General features: G+C 42.2%; 23 protein-coding genes and 1 pseudogene. 22 read left to right on the top strand and 2 right to left on the bottom strand.

Annotated features, from left to right (window positions below; translation table 11 throughout):
- Positions 1 to 15: 15 nt before the first annotated feature.
- Both H150_RS14325 and H150_RS0110910 read left to right on the top strand, forming a co-directional pair.
- Complete coding sequence (locus tag H150_RS14325; protein ID WP_019959103.1) at positions 16 to 927, top strand: DUF3800 domain-containing protein; 912 nt, start codon at positions 16 to 18, stop codon at positions 925 to 927.
- Between the two features lie 1,117 nt (positions 928 to 2,044).
- Positions 2,045 to 2,254, top strand: a complete 210-nt coding sequence (locus H150_RS0110910; protein WP_019959101.1) for a hypothetical protein — start codon at positions 2,045 to 2,047, stop codon at positions 2,252 to 2,254.
- Here H150_RS0110910 and H150_RS0110905 read toward each other — a convergent pair.
- Positions 2,251 to 2,520, bottom strand: a complete 270-nt coding sequence (locus H150_RS0110905; RefSeq protein WP_019959100.1) for a hypothetical protein — start codon at positions 2,518 to 2,520, stop codon at positions 2,251 to 2,253. The two genes, H150_RS0110910 and H150_RS0110905, sit on opposite strands and share 4 nt — an antisense overlap.
- Positions 2,521 to 2,746: 226 nt before the next feature.
- Here H150_RS0110905 and H150_RS0110900 point away from each other — a divergent pair, with 226 nt between their 5' ends.
- The 20 genes from H150_RS0110900 to H150_RS15435 all read left to right on the top strand — a co-directional run bounded on the left by H150_RS0110900 (position 2,747) and on the right by H150_RS15435 (position 12,406).
- Positions 2,747 to 2,995, top strand: a complete 249-nt coding sequence (locus H150_RS0110900; protein WP_019959099.1) for a hypothetical protein — start codon at positions 2,747 to 2,749, stop codon at positions 2,993 to 2,995.
- A 337-nt stretch (positions 2,996 to 3,332) separates the two neighbouring features.
- Positions 3,333 to 3,521, top strand: a complete 189-nt coding sequence (locus H150_RS15155) for a hypothetical protein (protein WP_155970567.1) — start codon at positions 3,333 to 3,335, stop codon at positions 3,519 to 3,521.
- On the top strand, positions 3,521 to 3,799 hold the full coding sequence (locus tag H150_RS0110890) for a hypothetical protein (RefSeq protein ID WP_019959097.1): 279 nt from the start codon (positions 3,521 to 3,523) through the stop codon (positions 3,797 to 3,799). The genes H150_RS15155 and H150_RS0110890 overlap by 1 nt, the downstream gene beginning before the upstream one ends.
- A 92-nt stretch (positions 3,800 to 3,891) precedes the next feature.
- Positions 3,892 to 4,149 carry a hypothetical protein gene (locus H150_RS0110885; RefSeq protein ID WP_019959096.1) on the top strand — a complete coding sequence of 86 codons (258 nt, stop codon included), beginning with the start codon at positions 3,892 to 3,894 and terminating at the stop codon, positions 4,147 to 4,149.
- On the top strand, positions 4,149 to 4,391 hold the full coding sequence (locus H150_RS0110880; protein WP_019959095.1) for a hypothetical protein: 243 nt from the start codon (positions 4,149 to 4,151) through the stop codon (positions 4,389 to 4,391). The genes H150_RS0110885 and H150_RS0110880 overlap by 1 nt, the downstream gene beginning before the upstream one ends.
- Positions 4,381 to 4,680, top strand: a complete 300-nt coding sequence (locus tag H150_RS0110875) for a hypothetical protein (RefSeq protein ID WP_019959094.1) — start codon at positions 4,381 to 4,383, stop codon at positions 4,678 to 4,680. Before H150_RS0110880 ends, H150_RS0110875 begins: the two co-directional genes overlap by 11 nt.
- A gap of 2 nt (positions 4,681 to 4,682) precedes the next feature.
- Positions 4,683 to 5,483 carry a RecB family exonuclease gene (locus H150_RS0110870; RefSeq protein WP_019959093.1) on the top strand — a complete coding sequence of 267 codons (801 nt, stop codon included), beginning with the start codon at positions 4,683 to 4,685 and terminating at the stop codon, positions 5,481 to 5,483.
- 3 nt (positions 5,484 to 5,486) lie between these two features.
- A complete protein-coding gene (locus H150_RS14320) occupies positions 5,487 to 6,503 on the top strand; it encodes a hypothetical protein (protein ID WP_019959092.1) in 1,017 nt (338 codons plus the stop codon).
- Between the two features lie 50 nt (positions 6,504 to 6,553).
- Positions 6,554 to 7,687, top strand: a complete 1,134-nt coding sequence (locus tag H150_RS0110860) for a hypothetical protein (RefSeq protein WP_019959091.1) — start codon at positions 6,554 to 6,556, stop codon at positions 7,685 to 7,687.
- A 216-nt stretch (positions 7,688 to 7,903) separates the two neighbouring features.
- A complete protein-coding gene (locus H150_RS0110855) occupies positions 7,904 to 8,194 on the top strand; it encodes a hypothetical protein (RefSeq protein WP_019959090.1) in 291 nt (96 codons plus the stop codon).
- Positions 8,195 to 8,232: 38 nt separating this feature from the next.
- Complete coding sequence (locus H150_RS14845; protein ID WP_019959089.1) at positions 8,233 to 8,478, top strand: helix-turn-helix domain-containing protein; 246 nt, start codon at positions 8,233 to 8,235, stop codon at positions 8,476 to 8,478.
- The gene (locus tag H150_RS0110845) at positions 8,475 to 8,774 is read left to right on the top strand and encodes a helix-turn-helix domain-containing protein (RefSeq protein ID WP_019959088.1); all 300 of its coding nucleotides are present in this window, start codon (positions 8,475 to 8,477) and stop codon (positions 8,772 to 8,774) included. Before H150_RS14845 ends, H150_RS0110845 begins: the two co-directional genes overlap by 4 nt.
- Positions 8,771 to 9,379 (top strand): hypothetical protein, encoded by a 609-nt coding sequence (locus H150_RS0110840; RefSeq protein WP_019959087.1) that lies wholly within the window; start codon positions 8,771 to 8,773, stop codon positions 9,377 to 9,379. Before H150_RS0110845 ends, H150_RS0110840 begins: the two co-directional genes overlap by 4 nt.
- Positions 9,380 to 9,461: 82 nt before the next feature.
- Positions 9,462 to 10,346, top strand: coding sequence for a recombination-associated protein RdgC (locus H150_RS0110835; protein ID WP_019959086.1), 885 nt, complete (start codon positions 9,462 to 9,464; stop codon positions 10,344 to 10,346).
- A 15-nt stretch (positions 10,347 to 10,361) separates the two neighbouring features.
- Positions 10,362 to 10,718, top strand: coding sequence for a hypothetical protein (locus tag H150_RS0110830; RefSeq protein WP_019959085.1), 357 nt, complete (start codon positions 10,362 to 10,364; stop codon positions 10,716 to 10,718).
- A gap of 13 nt (positions 10,719 to 10,731) precedes the next feature.
- Positions 10,732 to 11,349 (top strand): hypothetical protein, encoded by a 618-nt coding sequence (locus H150_RS0110825; protein ID WP_019959084.1) that lies wholly within the window; start codon positions 10,732 to 10,734, stop codon positions 11,347 to 11,349.
- A complete protein-coding gene (locus H150_RS15150; RefSeq protein ID WP_019959083.1) occupies positions 11,346 to 11,510 on the top strand; it encodes a hypothetical protein in 165 nt (54 codons plus the stop codon). Before H150_RS0110825 ends, H150_RS15150 begins: the two co-directional genes overlap by 4 nt.
- A gap of 5 nt (positions 11,511 to 11,515) precedes the next feature.
- The gene (locus tag H150_RS15015) at positions 11,516 to 11,869 is read left to right on the top strand and encodes a DUF551 domain-containing protein (RefSeq protein ID WP_081619580.1); all 354 of its coding nucleotides are present in this window, start codon (positions 11,516 to 11,518) and stop codon (positions 11,867 to 11,869) included.
- Positions 11,870 to 11,934: 65 nt separating this feature from the next.
- Entirely contained in the window at positions 11,935 to 12,096 is a 162-nt protein-coding gene (locus H150_RS0110815) for a hypothetical protein (RefSeq protein ID WP_155970564.1), read from the top strand.
- Between the two features lie 121 nt (positions 12,097 to 12,217).
- The gene (locus H150_RS15435; RefSeq protein ID WP_019959081.1) at positions 12,218 to 12,406 is read left to right on the top strand and encodes a helix-turn-helix transcriptional regulator; all 189 of its coding nucleotides are present in this window, start codon (positions 12,218 to 12,220) and stop codon (positions 12,404 to 12,406) included.
- A 250-nt stretch (positions 12,407 to 12,656) separates the two neighbouring features.
- Here H150_RS15435 and H150_RS0110805 read toward each other — a convergent pair.
- A pseudogene (locus tag H150_RS0110805) lies at positions 12,657 to 13,600 on the bottom strand (IS3 family transposase); the annotation flags it as partial.

Raw genomic sequence — 13,600 nt, 5'->3', positions numbered from 1 at the left:
TAACAAAGTTAAAATATGATAAATGATTATACCAATAAGTCATCAAATTTAAATGAACTAGAGAAGCAAATCCAATTACCATTAGATTTTTTTATTGAAAATAGAGAATTTAGCTCTTATATAGTTTATGTCGACGAAAGTGGAGATTCAAATCTAGAAAAAATTGATGCAGGCTATCCAATTTTTGTATTGGCTTTTTGTATTTTTAGTAAACGCCACTATGCAGAAACCTTAGTTCCTATGGTTCAAAGTTTAAAATTTAATTATTTTGGGCATGACACAATAGTACTTCACGAAAGAGAAATCAGAACTAAGGCACCACCCTTTACTTTTAAATCCAAAGCCAGAGAACAGGAATTTATACTTGACTTAAGTAAGATAATTGAAAATAGTAAATTTGTATTAATTTCAAGTGCGATTTTAAAAAATGAAATAACTATTAAGCCTTCAAGAAATGCATACTATATTGCCCTAAGCTCATGTTTAGAAAATCTGTATAAATTTTTAATTGAAAAAAATCAGCATACTTGTAAAACTTTTATTGTAGTTGAATCTAGAGGTGATCGGGAAGATAGGGAGTTAGAATTAGAATTTCGTAGAATCTGCGATGGAGATAATATATTTAAATTATCATTACCATTTGAGGTCATGATTAAATCAAAGCAGGTGAACTCTACAGGAATGCAATTTGCGGATTTATTTGCTAGACCTATAGGTAGGCACCTATTAGATGGTGCAACTAAAAGAAATAAAGCTTTTGATATGCTAGAGAAGAAATTTTTTTGTGAAAATAACCAACTGCTAGGGGAAAATTATCATAACTTTGGCTTAACATTGTTTCCAAAACCTGAATCCAAAAAAGCGAAAGGCCCCGATAAATTCGGAGCCATAACGCCGACCGAGGAACCCCTCAATCCACTTGACTAAATTATATATTACATGCTAAGTAATAGCAATTAATAGATGCTTAAAACATAACTATATTTTGAATATTTATTCAAGTAAATTTACATACTATTGAAATTGCAAAATAAATTTTAATTATTTTATGATGATAAAAACTGTTTTTATAAAAGTTTTTATCATCAAATCTATATTTAATGTCCAACTAAAACTTCCATTACATTTTTCAATCACAAACTTTAAAAAAAATTATCATTAAAATCAAATACTAAAAACAAAAAGTATACTTTAAGTGTTTTTATTAGATACTTTTTGTTGATTTATATGTATACGTTTCGTATACTAAGTCCATCAACTCACGAAGCACACATTCACACGGAGTTTGGTCTAGGTGCGCAGAACTTTCAAAACTCAGTAACGTGATAAGCAGCTTAGTCTGAATGGTGACAAGTGAACCGCAAAATGCTTATGCGCCAAAACCAAACGCTAAAGGTAATCCACATAAGTGGCACCGGAACGAAGTAAGCGAAATCATTGTTAGGCGTGGTGAATACCAAAGCGTGACAGCAAGCGTGGATATGTCCAAGGGACGCACACAGAGCGGCGCAAACAATCGGCAAGTCGGCTAGAAATGGGCAGCAGCAAGTTAATTCCCTCGAATTCGGGGGAATAGAAGTAAGTTGTCAAAGAAATTTTGACATGTGAAAAGTAAGTTTTTTAAGTGTTGACCAAATCTACAAAAATCAGACGCAATACATTGATTTTTAATGATTGTAGGTGATGACCAAAACCTAATTAACTACAATTTACAGCTAACTTATAGCTAAATCGAACTAGTACAGTTTTTGAACTAGTTCAAAATCGAACTATTTCCAAAATGGAAACAGTTCAAATGCAACAAGCGCACACGGCTACGCTACCGTGTAATAGGTTTCAAACTGAGCAGCATCAAAACATCGGTGCTGCTTGGCTTGCAACTTCGCAAGGTAACTGGAGATTTATCATGGCATGGGAGACAGGTTTAGAGTTTATGTTTCTTGGTTATATTTGCGCTACGGTAACTAGCCTAAATGGAAAGCTTGATAACTTAAACCGAAAAGATAACTGAATATTTTGTGAAGAAGGTGACCGAGGTAATGACATGAGCCAAAATGACCATCATGAAATTGAATTAACCTACCGTCGAAACGGTATATTAATTTGTCGTGAGTCGGCAGTTTTAGAGAGCCCTAAAGGCATCGCACCTACAGAAGCGGTCTTTAAGGCCTCTGAAGCTATTCAAAAACTAAACATAGATGTCCGTCACAGTGCAATCTTAGGGCGGCTAAAAGTAAACAACAATGATTATTAAATTGTTGTTATTTTATAAAGAATACTTTCTCCTTCGCTAACATTATGAACGGATGATTCTTTACTCTGGGATTTTAAAAAAATGTTCACACTTTGAATGCCATTAGTATCAATATCAAATACGCGTTGATGAACTAAAAACTCAGTATTTGATGTGCCAATATTTTTCAAAGAAATAAGATCTCCTTTATTTGGTATTACACTCTCATTGGCTTTGAAAGAAAAATCTGCATGAACACCATCACTAAAGAAAAATTTAATAATCATTTCTTACCTTACATGGTTGATTAACACTAGGAAATTTAATCTTACCATGATGTCAGCATGACAATAACTGCCAAGGTGGTGAAAAGCCACCAATTTCACAAAAACTCGCTAGATGGTGACTTAGCAGTGACAAAACAGATAAATATTTGATCACTCGAAAAGACTAGCAACAATATTTCAAACAAGCGTCCTGTAAATCACAGGACGTTTTTTATGGAGAAGTGAAATGAAAGCATTTCAAGAATTTATAGCAAAAGCATCTGCTGAATTGATTGCTGAGTCAATCAAGCATGGCGTTTCAATAGGTATCAACACATCATTCGTAAATGGTTCGATGGCTTTATTTATAAACACTCCAAGCAAAAGTGTTTTCACTGCCGAGTATCGCAGCGAAGAAGATTGGTATGCCGCTTTAAGCCTAGCAAAGACAAGCATCCAAAAGACTGCACTGGAGGGAATTAAGGTGGCAGCTTGAACGTCAGCGATACCATGTGAAGCAGGCAACTTCACATCAGGCGATTGGCTGCGCAGTTCCGGCCTGCGTCAGAAACAAGCTGGCATCGGTCAGTCGCTTGCTGTGAAGTTGCGTTGAAAATGGTTTGGGTCAGTCATGAGTGCCAAGCCACGGTTTTGAACCAACCGAGAAACCATGACGTGATGTAGCGGATTTTTATTGAGACTCCTTGCCGCGTGACATCAAACTGAAAAAGCACAGGCAGACCATAGCGCAAGAATGGTCTGCCTTTTTGCTTTTACGATTATTGCTTGGTTTGCAACAGGCATTAACCGTAAGAGTGAACAAAGGAGAAAACATGGCTCTTTTTAGAAGCACCCGCAAGCATCATGAAGTCACCCGTATGTCTGAGGGTAAACACAATTGCTACATCCGATTGATTACAGGCTTACCTACGCCCCCTGCAACCGAGAAACAAAAACAAACGGCAGCCAGACGTATTCAGGCAAGCATCAATGCTACTTACAAAGAAAGGACGGCAGACTAATGGCCAAATACCTTATCCGCAAAACGGCAACCGTCATGGTTGCCCTTTTTATTTCAGGTATCGCAGGTGCAAGCCTTGATCGCAATGATGCGGCACTGAATCAATCTGCCAGCGATTTGATGTTCATCGAAACCCAAGAGCGTCAACGCTTAGCGGCTTGGCACCAACGAACGCTGCAGATTGAAGCAGAGCAAGCGCAATACGAAGCAGCTTTGTATGCAGCGATGGAAGCGCGTAATGCAACGGGTAATTATGGTGAAGTTTATGAGTACGAATAAGCGGCCTGCATTTTGGGCTTGCTTACTGGGTTTAACTTGGGTGGTGATAACGCTGCCCTTTTTCTATTGGAAGCATAGAAAGGCGGTTAAACATGTCAATCACTAAATTTGTTGAAATTGACGTTGATATTGATGAGCTTCTTGAAGAAATGAGCAGCTCAGAAAAAACTGAGCTTTGCGCTCAATTAATTGAAGAGGGATACGCTGACGGCTACTTTCCTGATGGCATCAGCAACAATCCTCGCACCACAGTCGAGCAAGCATGGGTTCACTCGCTGGATATTGATTTACCCAAGCCTTTAGTTGAGTTCTTAGAAGATACCACAGGCAAGACCTTTGGGAGGTGCTAATGAGCTATACCTTCAATATCCCGCCGCAACACAAGCTGGCGGTAGTCGCTGTCATCGCCGTCAAAGAGATGATTGCAGCCAAACACCAGTACGCCACGATTACAGGAGTAACGCTACCTGATGGCCGTCAAATTTTCCAAATCGTGGCTCCTGCCAAGCGTACCGAGTGCATGGCTGTCGGTTTAAGGCGTTGGTTAAAAACTTATCAAAATCACAAACGGAAGGTGAAAAATGATTACTGAATTGCAATTACTGACTTTGGCTTGTTTGGCCTGTGGCTTGAGCCAAGAACAAGCATCTCGCTTCGATGGTGACATCGATGCCTTGCTTGATTACAAATTCGGCATGGCATTTGAAGACTTTGCCAATATGGCTCGTGCCAGTCAGCCTTTTTGGGGTTTGTTTCCGTACCAGGAGCCTGTTTGCGAGCAATGCAATGGTACCAAAAAAATGTTTGAAGAATTCTTCTGCTATGAAGAACGTGAATATTTCACCAAATCACACGAGTGTCCATTTTGCTATAAGACCTAGCCATGAATCAAATCACCATCCGCGCATCCAGCTTGGGCAGTCTGTTTGACTGCCCTGCTTCTTGGTACGCCAAGCACATCGAGCGCATCCAAATGCCACGCAGCCCACGCAGCTTGATTGGCAACGCAGTCCACCATGCTGCCGCAGCGTATGACGTCAGCCGCATGAACAAATCAGGCTTGACCATCAACGAAGCCGCAGGCGCAGCTGTGGACTACATCAAGCAATACACCACCGAAGTGGCTTGGGAGGGTTTGACACAGAAAGACGTTGAATCAAAGTCCATCGAATTACACCAAACCTATTGCGCCAAAATCGCCCCGAATTACGACTTCGTGGCCGTTGAAGTGAAGTGTGAACCAATCACCATCAAAGTCGGCAACTTGGCCATCACGCTTACGGGTGAAATGGATCGCATTTACCAAAGCTTTGATGGTGGTATGGGCGGTATGGATTTAAAGACAGGACAGAATGCTGTCAGCAAAGACGGAGAAGTGGCAACAGCCGAACACATTCCTCAAATGGGTGTTTATACCGTTTTGGCAGAAGAGTATTACGGCATCGAATTAACCGAGCCATTCGCCATTGCAGGCTTATCCACCACCAATGGGCAAGCTGGTATTGGCTTAATACACCACGCTAAGCATTTGCTGCTTGGCAATCCTGAAACTGGTGAATATGGCCTATTGCACCATGCAGGAAAAATCATCGAATCAGGCAATTTTTACGGCAATCCACGCAGCATGATTTGCAATAAACAATATTGCCCCGTTTTCAATCGTTGTAAATTTCGAGGTAAATAAACCATGACCCAAATACAAACCACCGCAAGCTTATTGCAACCAAGCACCCAAAAGACCAACGCCACCGTTGGCTTTTTTGATTTTGAATCGTTTGAATTGACTCAACGCATGGCAAAGATGTTTGCCTCAAGCAGCCTAGTGCCTGCTCAGTTTCGCAAATCAGTTGAGAAATACAACAACCAAACCCGCCAACGTGAATGGGTAGAAAATCCCGAAGCCATTGCCAATTGCTGTATTGCTTTGGATATGGCTGCACGCTTGAATGCAAACCCGATTATGGTGATGCAAAATCTCTATGTGATTGAGGGCCGCCCGAGCTGGTCAAGCCAATGGATCATTGCGTGTATCAACCGCTCAGGACGCTTTACCCCTTTGCAATTTCGCATCGAAGACAAAGGCGAGCAGGAGGTGCAATACGAAGAGTCTGCTTGGGTGAATGGTAAAAAGCAATCAGCCATGAAAAAAGCCACCATTCGCAATTTGGTTTGTGTTGCTCATGCCAAAAGCTTGGAAACAGGTGAAACAGTGGAGTCAGCACCCATCAGCATGGAATTGGCTGTTAAAGAAGGATGGTATGGCAAAAACGGCAGCAAATGGCAAACCATGCCTGAAATGATGCTGCGCTATCGTGCTGCCAGCTTCTTTGGTCGAATCTATGCCCCTGATTTACTGATGGGATTTTCTTCACAAGAAGAAGCCGAAGAAATGGCATACATCGAAACCATGCCAAGCGGTGAAGTGGTGGAAGAAACTACCAAAGTAGCCAAAGGCAAAATGAAAAAAGCCGAGGCGGTGGCTGCGTTGCTAATTCCTGATGCCGCAGCCGAAGCCGAAGCCGAAGCCATTGCCCAGCAAATCACCTCCGCAAGCATTCAGAGCAATGCCCCCGAGCATGTGGATACCGAGCATGTAGACACGCAAACGGACGAAGTTTTATACAACACAGGTCCTTTATCCAATCCTGACCAATACCCTGTCAATCCTGACGATGATGACATTTTCGCAGGAACCGGCGTTTAACTTTTAACCCAAGCCACCCATTGCGGTGGCTTTTTTATTTGGAGCAAACCATGAGCACCGCAGTCATGACACCTGAACCACAAGAAGCCGCCGCCATCGCTCAATTGACCACCATCCCTGCCAACAGCTTGGCATTTTTAAACCAAATTGGTGTGATTGATTCTGAATTTGCCACAGAGGGCTACACCATTCAATTTCACGAAAATGCCAAACCAATCGAATGGACCCGCCGCCAAATCCAAATGGCGTTGGTCAACGGTGGCGATGACTTGGCCAATTTGTACAAGCAAGTGGAAGAAGAAGCTGAAGCGGTTTTTCAAGCCACTGATGCCAGCACCAAACAAGGCTTGGCCACACTCAAAACTTTGGCTGTCAATGTCACCAAGGCCAAAACTACTTTGGCCGAAGTTGAAAGCAGCATGAAAAAAGCCATTGATGCTGCAATGGAGCTGCCAACCAAGACCAAAAAAGACTTGATTGCCCACGCCAAAACCCATGCTGCAGCCATTGATGTGGTGCGTGATCGTGTGCGCATGCCTGTCACATTGGTTGAAGAGCATGAGAAAAAGCAGAAGAAAGCTTTAGAAACACTGCTGGCAAGATTGGAGGATTTAACAAATGTAGGTTATGACCCAATCAATCACACCTACACACCAAGCACCGAGCTGCAAAAACGCTTGGATGATTTGCCAAGCATGGTACCGCCTGAATTCAAAAGCCATCCCAAAGTTTTGGCAGCATATCAAGACGCAGAAAAGCGCCTGCCCGACATCATTGCCATTGCGCGCATGCAAGAACGCAAAGATGCCGAAGCGCAAGCGGCCATCGATGCTGCCAAGAAAGCCGAAGCCAAAGCCGAAGCCATGAAAGAAGTGGTACAGGACGCTTTCAAAAGTGGTGCAGACATTGGCAACACACTTGGTCAAATATCACAACCTCAACCAGTTGAGATGCCTCAGCCGCAAGAAATCGCACCACCACAGCCACAGCGCAGCGGCTTTGGCTTAGAGCAGCGCAAAACCATGGCAGGTGCATGGGTTTCTCATTTACGTACAGTGTGCACAAAACATGGCTTCCATCCTGAGGAGCCTATCCCTGCTGAAATTTTGGCTGTTTTCAAAAGCTATTTCAACGACATCGGCAAAGGTCAAGTGCCATACTTGGCAATTGAATGGTCAGAATGAATGATTCAAGCCGTCTATTACTGTGCTCAAAATGCAATACCACCAAACCATTGACCGAGTTTTCGCCCTCTTACGTTGGTAAAAAGAGAGGCTTTTGCAAAGCATGCGCAAGAGCTAACCAAGAGAAGTGGCGCAAATTGGTTTGGGTAAGTCCATTCATGAGCAATGACCCATTAATTGACCTTCTAGCAGCCCTCAATACAAGGAATCCACATCATGGCCTCTAAATACACTGCCCTCATTGCCGACATGCGCGATGTGGCTATCCAACTGTCTGATATGCCTGAAAGCGAGTTTGCCAGCTTCGCAAAGCAGATCTCGGATTTGTTTCCAAATCCTATTAACCCTTTAAATTTGATGTCTGATGCTAAAAATGGTGATTTAACCGCACAAAGAACAATTTCAATTACTACTCTTTTATACGCTGTTTCGGTCAATTTTATTTATCAGGCGCAAACATCACCTCCTGTTTTAATCACACACAAACAATTACCTTTAATCAATTAGCCGCATAGCGATGCGGCTTTTTTATTTTGGAGAAAAGCATGTTCAAAACCAAACAATATACTGGTCAACAGTTACTTGAGCTGCGTAAAAAATTGCAACTGAATCAGCAGCAATTTTGGGCTGAGGTCGGCGTCGCCCAATCAGGTGGCTCTCGTTACGAATCAGGCCAGAAGATGCCTAAACCTGTCACCAAATTGATTGAATTGGTGCATGAGTGCCAATTAGACATTTCTACCACCAAGGCTTGTAAGGCATTGGCCAAAGCAGCAAAAGGCATCGCATGAGCCTCACATTCACCAGCAAAGATTATAGCCCTGCAGACTTGGTGATGATGCGACGCAAGCTTGGCTTAAGTGTGGCTGAGTTTTGGGGTGCGATTGGCTTACCCAAAGACATTGGTGATGCTTATGAAGCAGGTCAGCCATTACCACCACCTTTGCCACCCTTGCCTGCTTTGGTTTGTGTGGCCATTGAATTGGTACATGAACTTGATTGCGACATCAGCACCCCTGAAAACCGCCTGCGTCTTGCATCCATTGTCCATCGTGACCAATACCTTCAAGATTTGGAAAAATTATGAACGAAAAACTCAATCGTCAAATTCTCAATGTTTTAGAACTTACAGGCGCCAGTACTGCCGATCAATTGCATGAATGCTTAAAACAATCACGCAAAGCCACTATGGATGCGTTAGAGACTTTGGAACACATTGGCGCCATCACCCGAGAATTTGATGCTGGCTTAAATTGTTCGGTTTTTTCATTGCCGACAAAAACACCTACAGCAGAGCCAGCACCTGCCAAGGCCCCACAAAAGCAGTCTCTGTCTCAGGCCACAGCACAAACAGACAAGCCAAAACGCAATCGCCCTTCTAAAGTTTCAGCACCAATATCGGCTATTGAAACTGATTCAGTACAAGAACCAGTGCCAGATTGCGTCTATCAAAAAACAGATGCCATTGATGTGGATAACCTGCCAGATGTTCAGCCACAACCAGCCAAAAACGCAGTAATAACGGTGAAAAAGGTTCGCAATAAGCCATTTACGCCAAACCCTACTCGCGGTTACGAAGCCAAGCACGGTTACGTCAAAATCTTTTTAGAGCGCCGTGCCTGCAGCCGCACATTGACCCTGACGGTGGATGATTTGAAAGAGTTATTAAGAGCCGCTGAAAAAGCGGCTTAATGATAACGAAATTTTTACACTATCAATTCCCAATAACGAAAGTCGCTGCCTGACTTTCGTTTTATTTTTACAGGGCGCTTATATGTGGATCAAACAATTATCCATTTTTGTATTACCAAACCCCATCTGCATTGATTCCGAAGCTTTGGCCAATGCAGCTTTTAAACCTTGCCCAAGCTTAAGTTGGTCAAGCTCAGGCTTTCACCAAGCTATGCCATTCAGTGACAACTTGGTTTTTGATGCTGCCCAAAGCCGCAAAATTTGCTTGCGTACGGACACTAAAATTCTACCCGTTTCGGTCATTCGTGATGCTTTAAATGCAAAAGTGATTGAAATTCAACAAAGCGAAGAGCGAAAAATCGGACGCAAAGAGCGTTTGGAGTTGAAAGAACAAATCACAGATAGCTTATTGGCCAAAGCGTTTGTAAAGTCCACCCACCAATGTGCTTACTTCATTGATGGTTTGATTTTGGTCGATTCTGCCAATTCCAACAAGGCTGAAAACCTCATCACCGAATTACGCCAAGCTTTAGGCGGCTTGGCTGCTGTATTACCTAAAACAGCCCACGCACCTAGCCAAATCATGACCAATTGGCTATTGGCTGGCGAAGCTGTGGGCAATTTTGAGCTCGATAGCGACTGTGAATTGGTCAGCGTCGGTGAGAAAGCTGCCATTATCAAAGCCAAGCGCCAAAATTTGACTGCAGAAGAAATACGTCACCATTTGGAATCTGGCAAAATTTGTACCCAATTGGGCTTGGTTTGGAACGAACAAATCCGCTTTGTTTTAAATGATGATTTAAGCCTCAGCCGCATTCAATACTTGGACATGTTGCAAGAAGAAGCCGCCAATGAAGGTGATGATTTAGAAAGCCTGATGACGGCCACCCAAATCATCATGACTCAAAACTTGTCTTTGCTGATTCATGAGTTGGTTGAGTACTTGGGCGGTTTTTGTTTGCAATAAGAAAGGAGGTGACCAATGAACGAAGAGCGGCAATTCCACTTAGCTTGTCGAGCCTGCAGTTTGTCTGATGAAGATGCGAGAAGCTTTAATGGCAACATCAATGAGTTGGTTCAGTTGGAGTTTGGTGTCACATTTGAAGACTTCCGCAATGTTGCACTTAGTGTTATGCCATTACTTGCCAATTGGTTTTATGTTGCCGATGGTGACTTTCCACCAAATGACGAAGATGTTTTGGCGTGGAATATTGAGATAAACAAAGCGGTGGTTGTTAAATCTAGCATTTTCAAAAAGCAGCATACTAGAACACAAAAGCTAGGCATAAAAACACCATATCCATGTTGGCAGCCTATCGTGACTCCAATTAAGCCATAAAAAAGGAAGTGAAATGGATATTAAAGAAATTGAGCAGCATTTTCCAGAGCAAGTCGCGCATCACAAAATGAACATCTTGAGTGATAACGGCATTGTTCGTCACATTGATTTTCGCAACCCCGATAACAGCAATCGTCATTTTGCCATCACCACTTGGCCGCATCATTTGGCGATTAGTGGCGACATGGGGACGTTTGTTTTCAATGTGTATGCACAAGGTGGTGATCCATTCCGCTTTTTTCGAGCTATATGGACACCAACATGCTTTGGATACTGGGCTGAAAAATTAAAAGCGGGTCATTGGAAAAACTACAGCAGCGAAAAAGCTGTACGCGCAGTCATGACTTATTTATCTGAATTTGCTGAAGATGGGGATTTGGATTTCAGTAAAACGAGCTTTGAATCACTTGAAGAACTTGAAGAGCATCTTCAACGCTACGCAGATTCTGAGCATGATTTTATACATGAAGTTGACTCAATCGTTGGAATTGATATGGGTCTTTGCGACATCTTTGAAATTTGCAACAGCTTTGATGAAGCTGATACCTATTACATTTGGTGCTGCTTGGCAATCAAATGGGCAATTGATCAATACGACAATCCACAAGAAGTAGAGCAAGAAATGGCATGAGCTTGCAGCACAAAGAAACAGGCAAGGTTTATAAAGTTGAATCCAGAACCGAATTCGGGCCAATGTTCTTTCTTGATGTTGCTTATAAATTACCAGATAGAGGCTTGACCGAGGCAATTGGTAGCGAAACGGAAAAATTATTCAGAAAATACAAAGGGTAAGGCGAATGAATAAATTCAAATTTGGCGATAAGGCGCGAGTCCTAAAACCGCACTGGCACAATGAAAGCAAAATTGGTGTAATCACATCAAGCGAAAATGGACTAAATACCGTGCATTTTAATGGAGGTCAGTTTTCTTGCTTAATACCTGATGATTACTTAACCCCAGTAAGTGCATGGATTCCATGCAGCGAGCGGATGCCTGAGCAAAGCGGTTACTATCTTGTAAGTGTGATGGATATTAGCTCGCAAGATGTATATCAGAGTGTCTCTTATTGCATAGCAGGTTGCAGGTTTTCGTCTTCATTTAATGAACGAGTAACCCACTGGATGCCACTGCCCACCCCACCGCAAGACTGATGCCACCCTCGCGAATGAGGGTACCAACATACAGGCCGCTTATGCGGTATTTTTTTGGAGAAAATATGAGCAAGAGAACATTCATTGCCTTGGCGCTTGCAGTATTAGCAGGCGCAAACATGGGTGCAAATCAGCACTACATCACACCTAAGCGTTTCAAGCATCAAAACACATACTATCAGCGATTAAACAAAGCAAACTATCGCAACCAACGTAAACGCAAATAACCCACCGAATTGGTGGGTATTTTTTGAAAAAAAACATTTGCACGAAAGCCAAGCAAAAAGAATTATGATTTTAGACCCAAACGGCCTGTAAGTTACAGGCCATTTTTTATGGAATGAGAAAATGAACATTGACCCATTACTCACAAAAAAAGAAGTGTTACAATTGACCAAAATGTCAGACACTACCCTTTGGCGCTTGCGCCGCAACGGTGATTTTCCTAATCCTGTCAAAACAAGCACGAATAGCATCCGCTGGCACCAGTCATCAATCCACAAATATCTCGAAAATCTCAAGCAGCAAAATCAATAGACGGTAAGTTAGTCGGTAAAATAAAATCAAAAACTCGTTTTAATCAATAAAATCAACCCTCTTTCAAACATATCAATAATTGAGTGGGAGTGATTGAAAGTTATTTCATAACGCTTCATATCACACCCAAAAACTAATAAAGCCCCGATTATTCGGGGCTTTTCTTGTCTCTACTTCTCATATTTTCTGATTCAATATCACTTGAAACACAGGGTAATCCTCCCATTTTTAATGGACAGAATCAGTAGAATCAAATGTTCATCAATGGCGGCTTACCACCGTTGGCTTGATGAGGCCTTTCATGATTATAGAACCACAACCAACGGGTGGCATAATCCTGAATATCATTTAAGTTGTTAAACAAATATTGATTCAACAATCCATACCTTACAGTGCGGTTGTAACGCTCAATATAAGCGTTTTGTTGCGGTTTACCAGGTTGGATGTATTCAATCCTGATGCCTTTTTGTACGACCCAATTTTGAAATTCATGAATGGTAAATTCTGGACCATTGTCACAACGTATGGTATTGGGTGGCAATCTATATTCCAAGATTTGATTCAAAGTCCGAATCACACGGCTGGCAGGTAAGGATAAATCCGCTTCCATTGCCAAACCTTCACGTTTGTAATCATCAATCACATTCAACAATCGATAGCTTTGGCCATCGCTCATTTGGTCATGCATGAAATCCAAAGACCAAATGTCATTGGTATGCTCAGGCTCTTTTAAGACTTCTGTTACAGGACGCTTAATGCGGCGTTTAGGTTTAATTCTCAGATTCAATGCTAATTCACAGTAAATGCGATAAACGCGTTTGTGATTGAATTGAAAGCCTTTTACATTACGAATATAGGCAAAGCACAAACCAAACCCCCAATCTTTATGTTCATTGGTGAGCTTGATAAGCCAATCGGCAATCAATGAATTGCCATCTTCACTTTGGTGCTGATAACGATAACATGTTTCGCTGATTTGAAAAGCATCACAGGCAAAACGTATGCTAACAGCCTTTTGTGTGACTGCCTCATACGCCATCTTTTTACGCAAAGAGGCTTTACCACTTTTTTGCCATCGCCTCCTGAATGATCTCAGCTTTGAGCCGTTCTTCAGCGTACATCTTCTTCAGACGGGCATTCTCAGCTTCCAATTCACGCATACGAGCCATCAATGAAGCGTCCATCCCTGCATAC

Source organism: Vitreoscilla stercoraria DSM 513 (genome assembly GCF_000382305.1).
Lineage (GTDB): Bacteria > Pseudomonadota > Gammaproteobacteria > Burkholderiales > Neisseriaceae > Vitreoscilla > Vitreoscilla stercoraria.
This window is presented reverse-complemented; position numbering and strand designations above follow the sequence as displayed.

What these genes read in the sequence shown, in the direction of transcription:
- H150_RS14325 (WP_019959103.1), top strand. Translation starts at nt 16, where the DNA reads ATGATAAATGATTATACCAATAAGTCATCAAATTTAAATGAACTAGAG.
- H150_RS0110910 (WP_019959101.1), top strand. Translation starts at nt 2,045, where the DNA reads ATGAGCCAAAATGACCATCATGAAATTGAATTAACCTACCGTCGAAAC.
- H150_RS0110905 (WP_019959100.1), bottom strand. Translation starts at nt 2,520, where the DNA reads ATGATTATTAAATTTTTCTTTAGTGATGGTGTTCATGCAGATTTTTCT.
- H150_RS0110900 (WP_019959099.1), top strand. Translation starts at nt 2,747, where the DNA reads ATGAAAGCATTTCAAGAATTTATAGCAAAAGCATCTGCTGAATTGATT.
- H150_RS15155 (WP_155970567.1), top strand. Translation starts at nt 3,333, where the DNA reads ATGGCTCTTTTTAGAAGCACCCGCAAGCATCATGAAGTCACCCGTATG.
- H150_RS0110890 (WP_019959097.1), top strand. Translation starts at nt 3,521, where the DNA reads ATGGCCAAATACCTTATCCGCAAAACGGCAACCGTCATGGTTGCCCTT.
- H150_RS0110885 (WP_019959096.1), top strand. Translation starts at nt 3,892, where the DNA reads ATGTCAATCACTAAATTTGTTGAAATTGACGTTGATATTGATGAGCTT.
- H150_RS0110880 (WP_019959095.1), top strand. Translation starts at nt 4,149, where the DNA reads ATGAGCTATACCTTCAATATCCCGCCGCAACACAAGCTGGCGGTAGTC.
- H150_RS0110875 (WP_019959094.1), top strand. Translation starts at nt 4,381, where the DNA reads ATGATTACTGAATTGCAATTACTGACTTTGGCTTGTTTGGCCTGTGGC.
- H150_RS0110870 (WP_019959093.1), top strand. Translation starts at nt 4,683, where the DNA reads ATGAATCAAATCACCATCCGCGCATCCAGCTTGGGCAGTCTGTTTGAC.
- H150_RS14320 (WP_019959092.1), top strand. Translation starts at nt 5,487, where the DNA reads ATGACCCAAATACAAACCACCGCAAGCTTATTGCAACCAAGCACCCAA.
- H150_RS0110860 (WP_019959091.1), top strand. Translation starts at nt 6,554, where the DNA reads ATGAGCACCGCAGTCATGACACCTGAACCACAAGAAGCCGCCGCCATC.
- H150_RS0110855 (WP_019959090.1), top strand. Translation starts at nt 7,904, where the DNA reads ATGGCCTCTAAATACACTGCCCTCATTGCCGACATGCGCGATGTGGCT.
- H150_RS14845 (WP_019959089.1), top strand. Translation starts at nt 8,233, where the DNA reads ATGTTCAAAACCAAACAATATACTGGTCAACAGTTACTTGAGCTGCGT.
- H150_RS0110845 (WP_019959088.1), top strand. Translation starts at nt 8,475, where the DNA reads ATGAGCCTCACATTCACCAGCAAAGATTATAGCCCTGCAGACTTGGTG.
- H150_RS0110840 (WP_019959087.1), top strand. Translation starts at nt 8,771, where the DNA reads ATGAACGAAAAACTCAATCGTCAAATTCTCAATGTTTTAGAACTTACA.
- H150_RS0110835 (WP_019959086.1), top strand. Translation starts at nt 9,462, where the DNA reads ATGTGGATCAAACAATTATCCATTTTTGTATTACCAAACCCCATCTGC.
- H150_RS0110830 (WP_019959085.1), top strand. Translation starts at nt 10,362, where the DNA reads ATGAACGAAGAGCGGCAATTCCACTTAGCTTGTCGAGCCTGCAGTTTG.
- H150_RS0110825 (WP_019959084.1), top strand. Translation starts at nt 10,732, where the DNA reads ATGGATATTAAAGAAATTGAGCAGCATTTTCCAGAGCAAGTCGCGCAT.
- H150_RS15150 (WP_019959083.1), top strand. Translation starts at nt 11,346, where the DNA reads ATGAGCTTGCAGCACAAAGAAACAGGCAAGGTTTATAAAGTTGAATCC.
- H150_RS15015 (WP_081619580.1), top strand. Translation starts at nt 11,516, where the DNA reads ATGAATAAATTCAAATTTGGCGATAAGGCGCGAGTCCTAAAACCGCAC.
- H150_RS0110815 (WP_155970564.1), top strand. Translation starts at nt 11,935, where the DNA reads ATGAGCAAGAGAACATTCATTGCCTTGGCGCTTGCAGTATTAGCAGGC.
- H150_RS15435 (WP_019959081.1), top strand. Translation starts at nt 12,218, where the DNA reads ATGAACATTGACCCATTACTCACAAAAAAAGAAGTGTTACAATTGACC.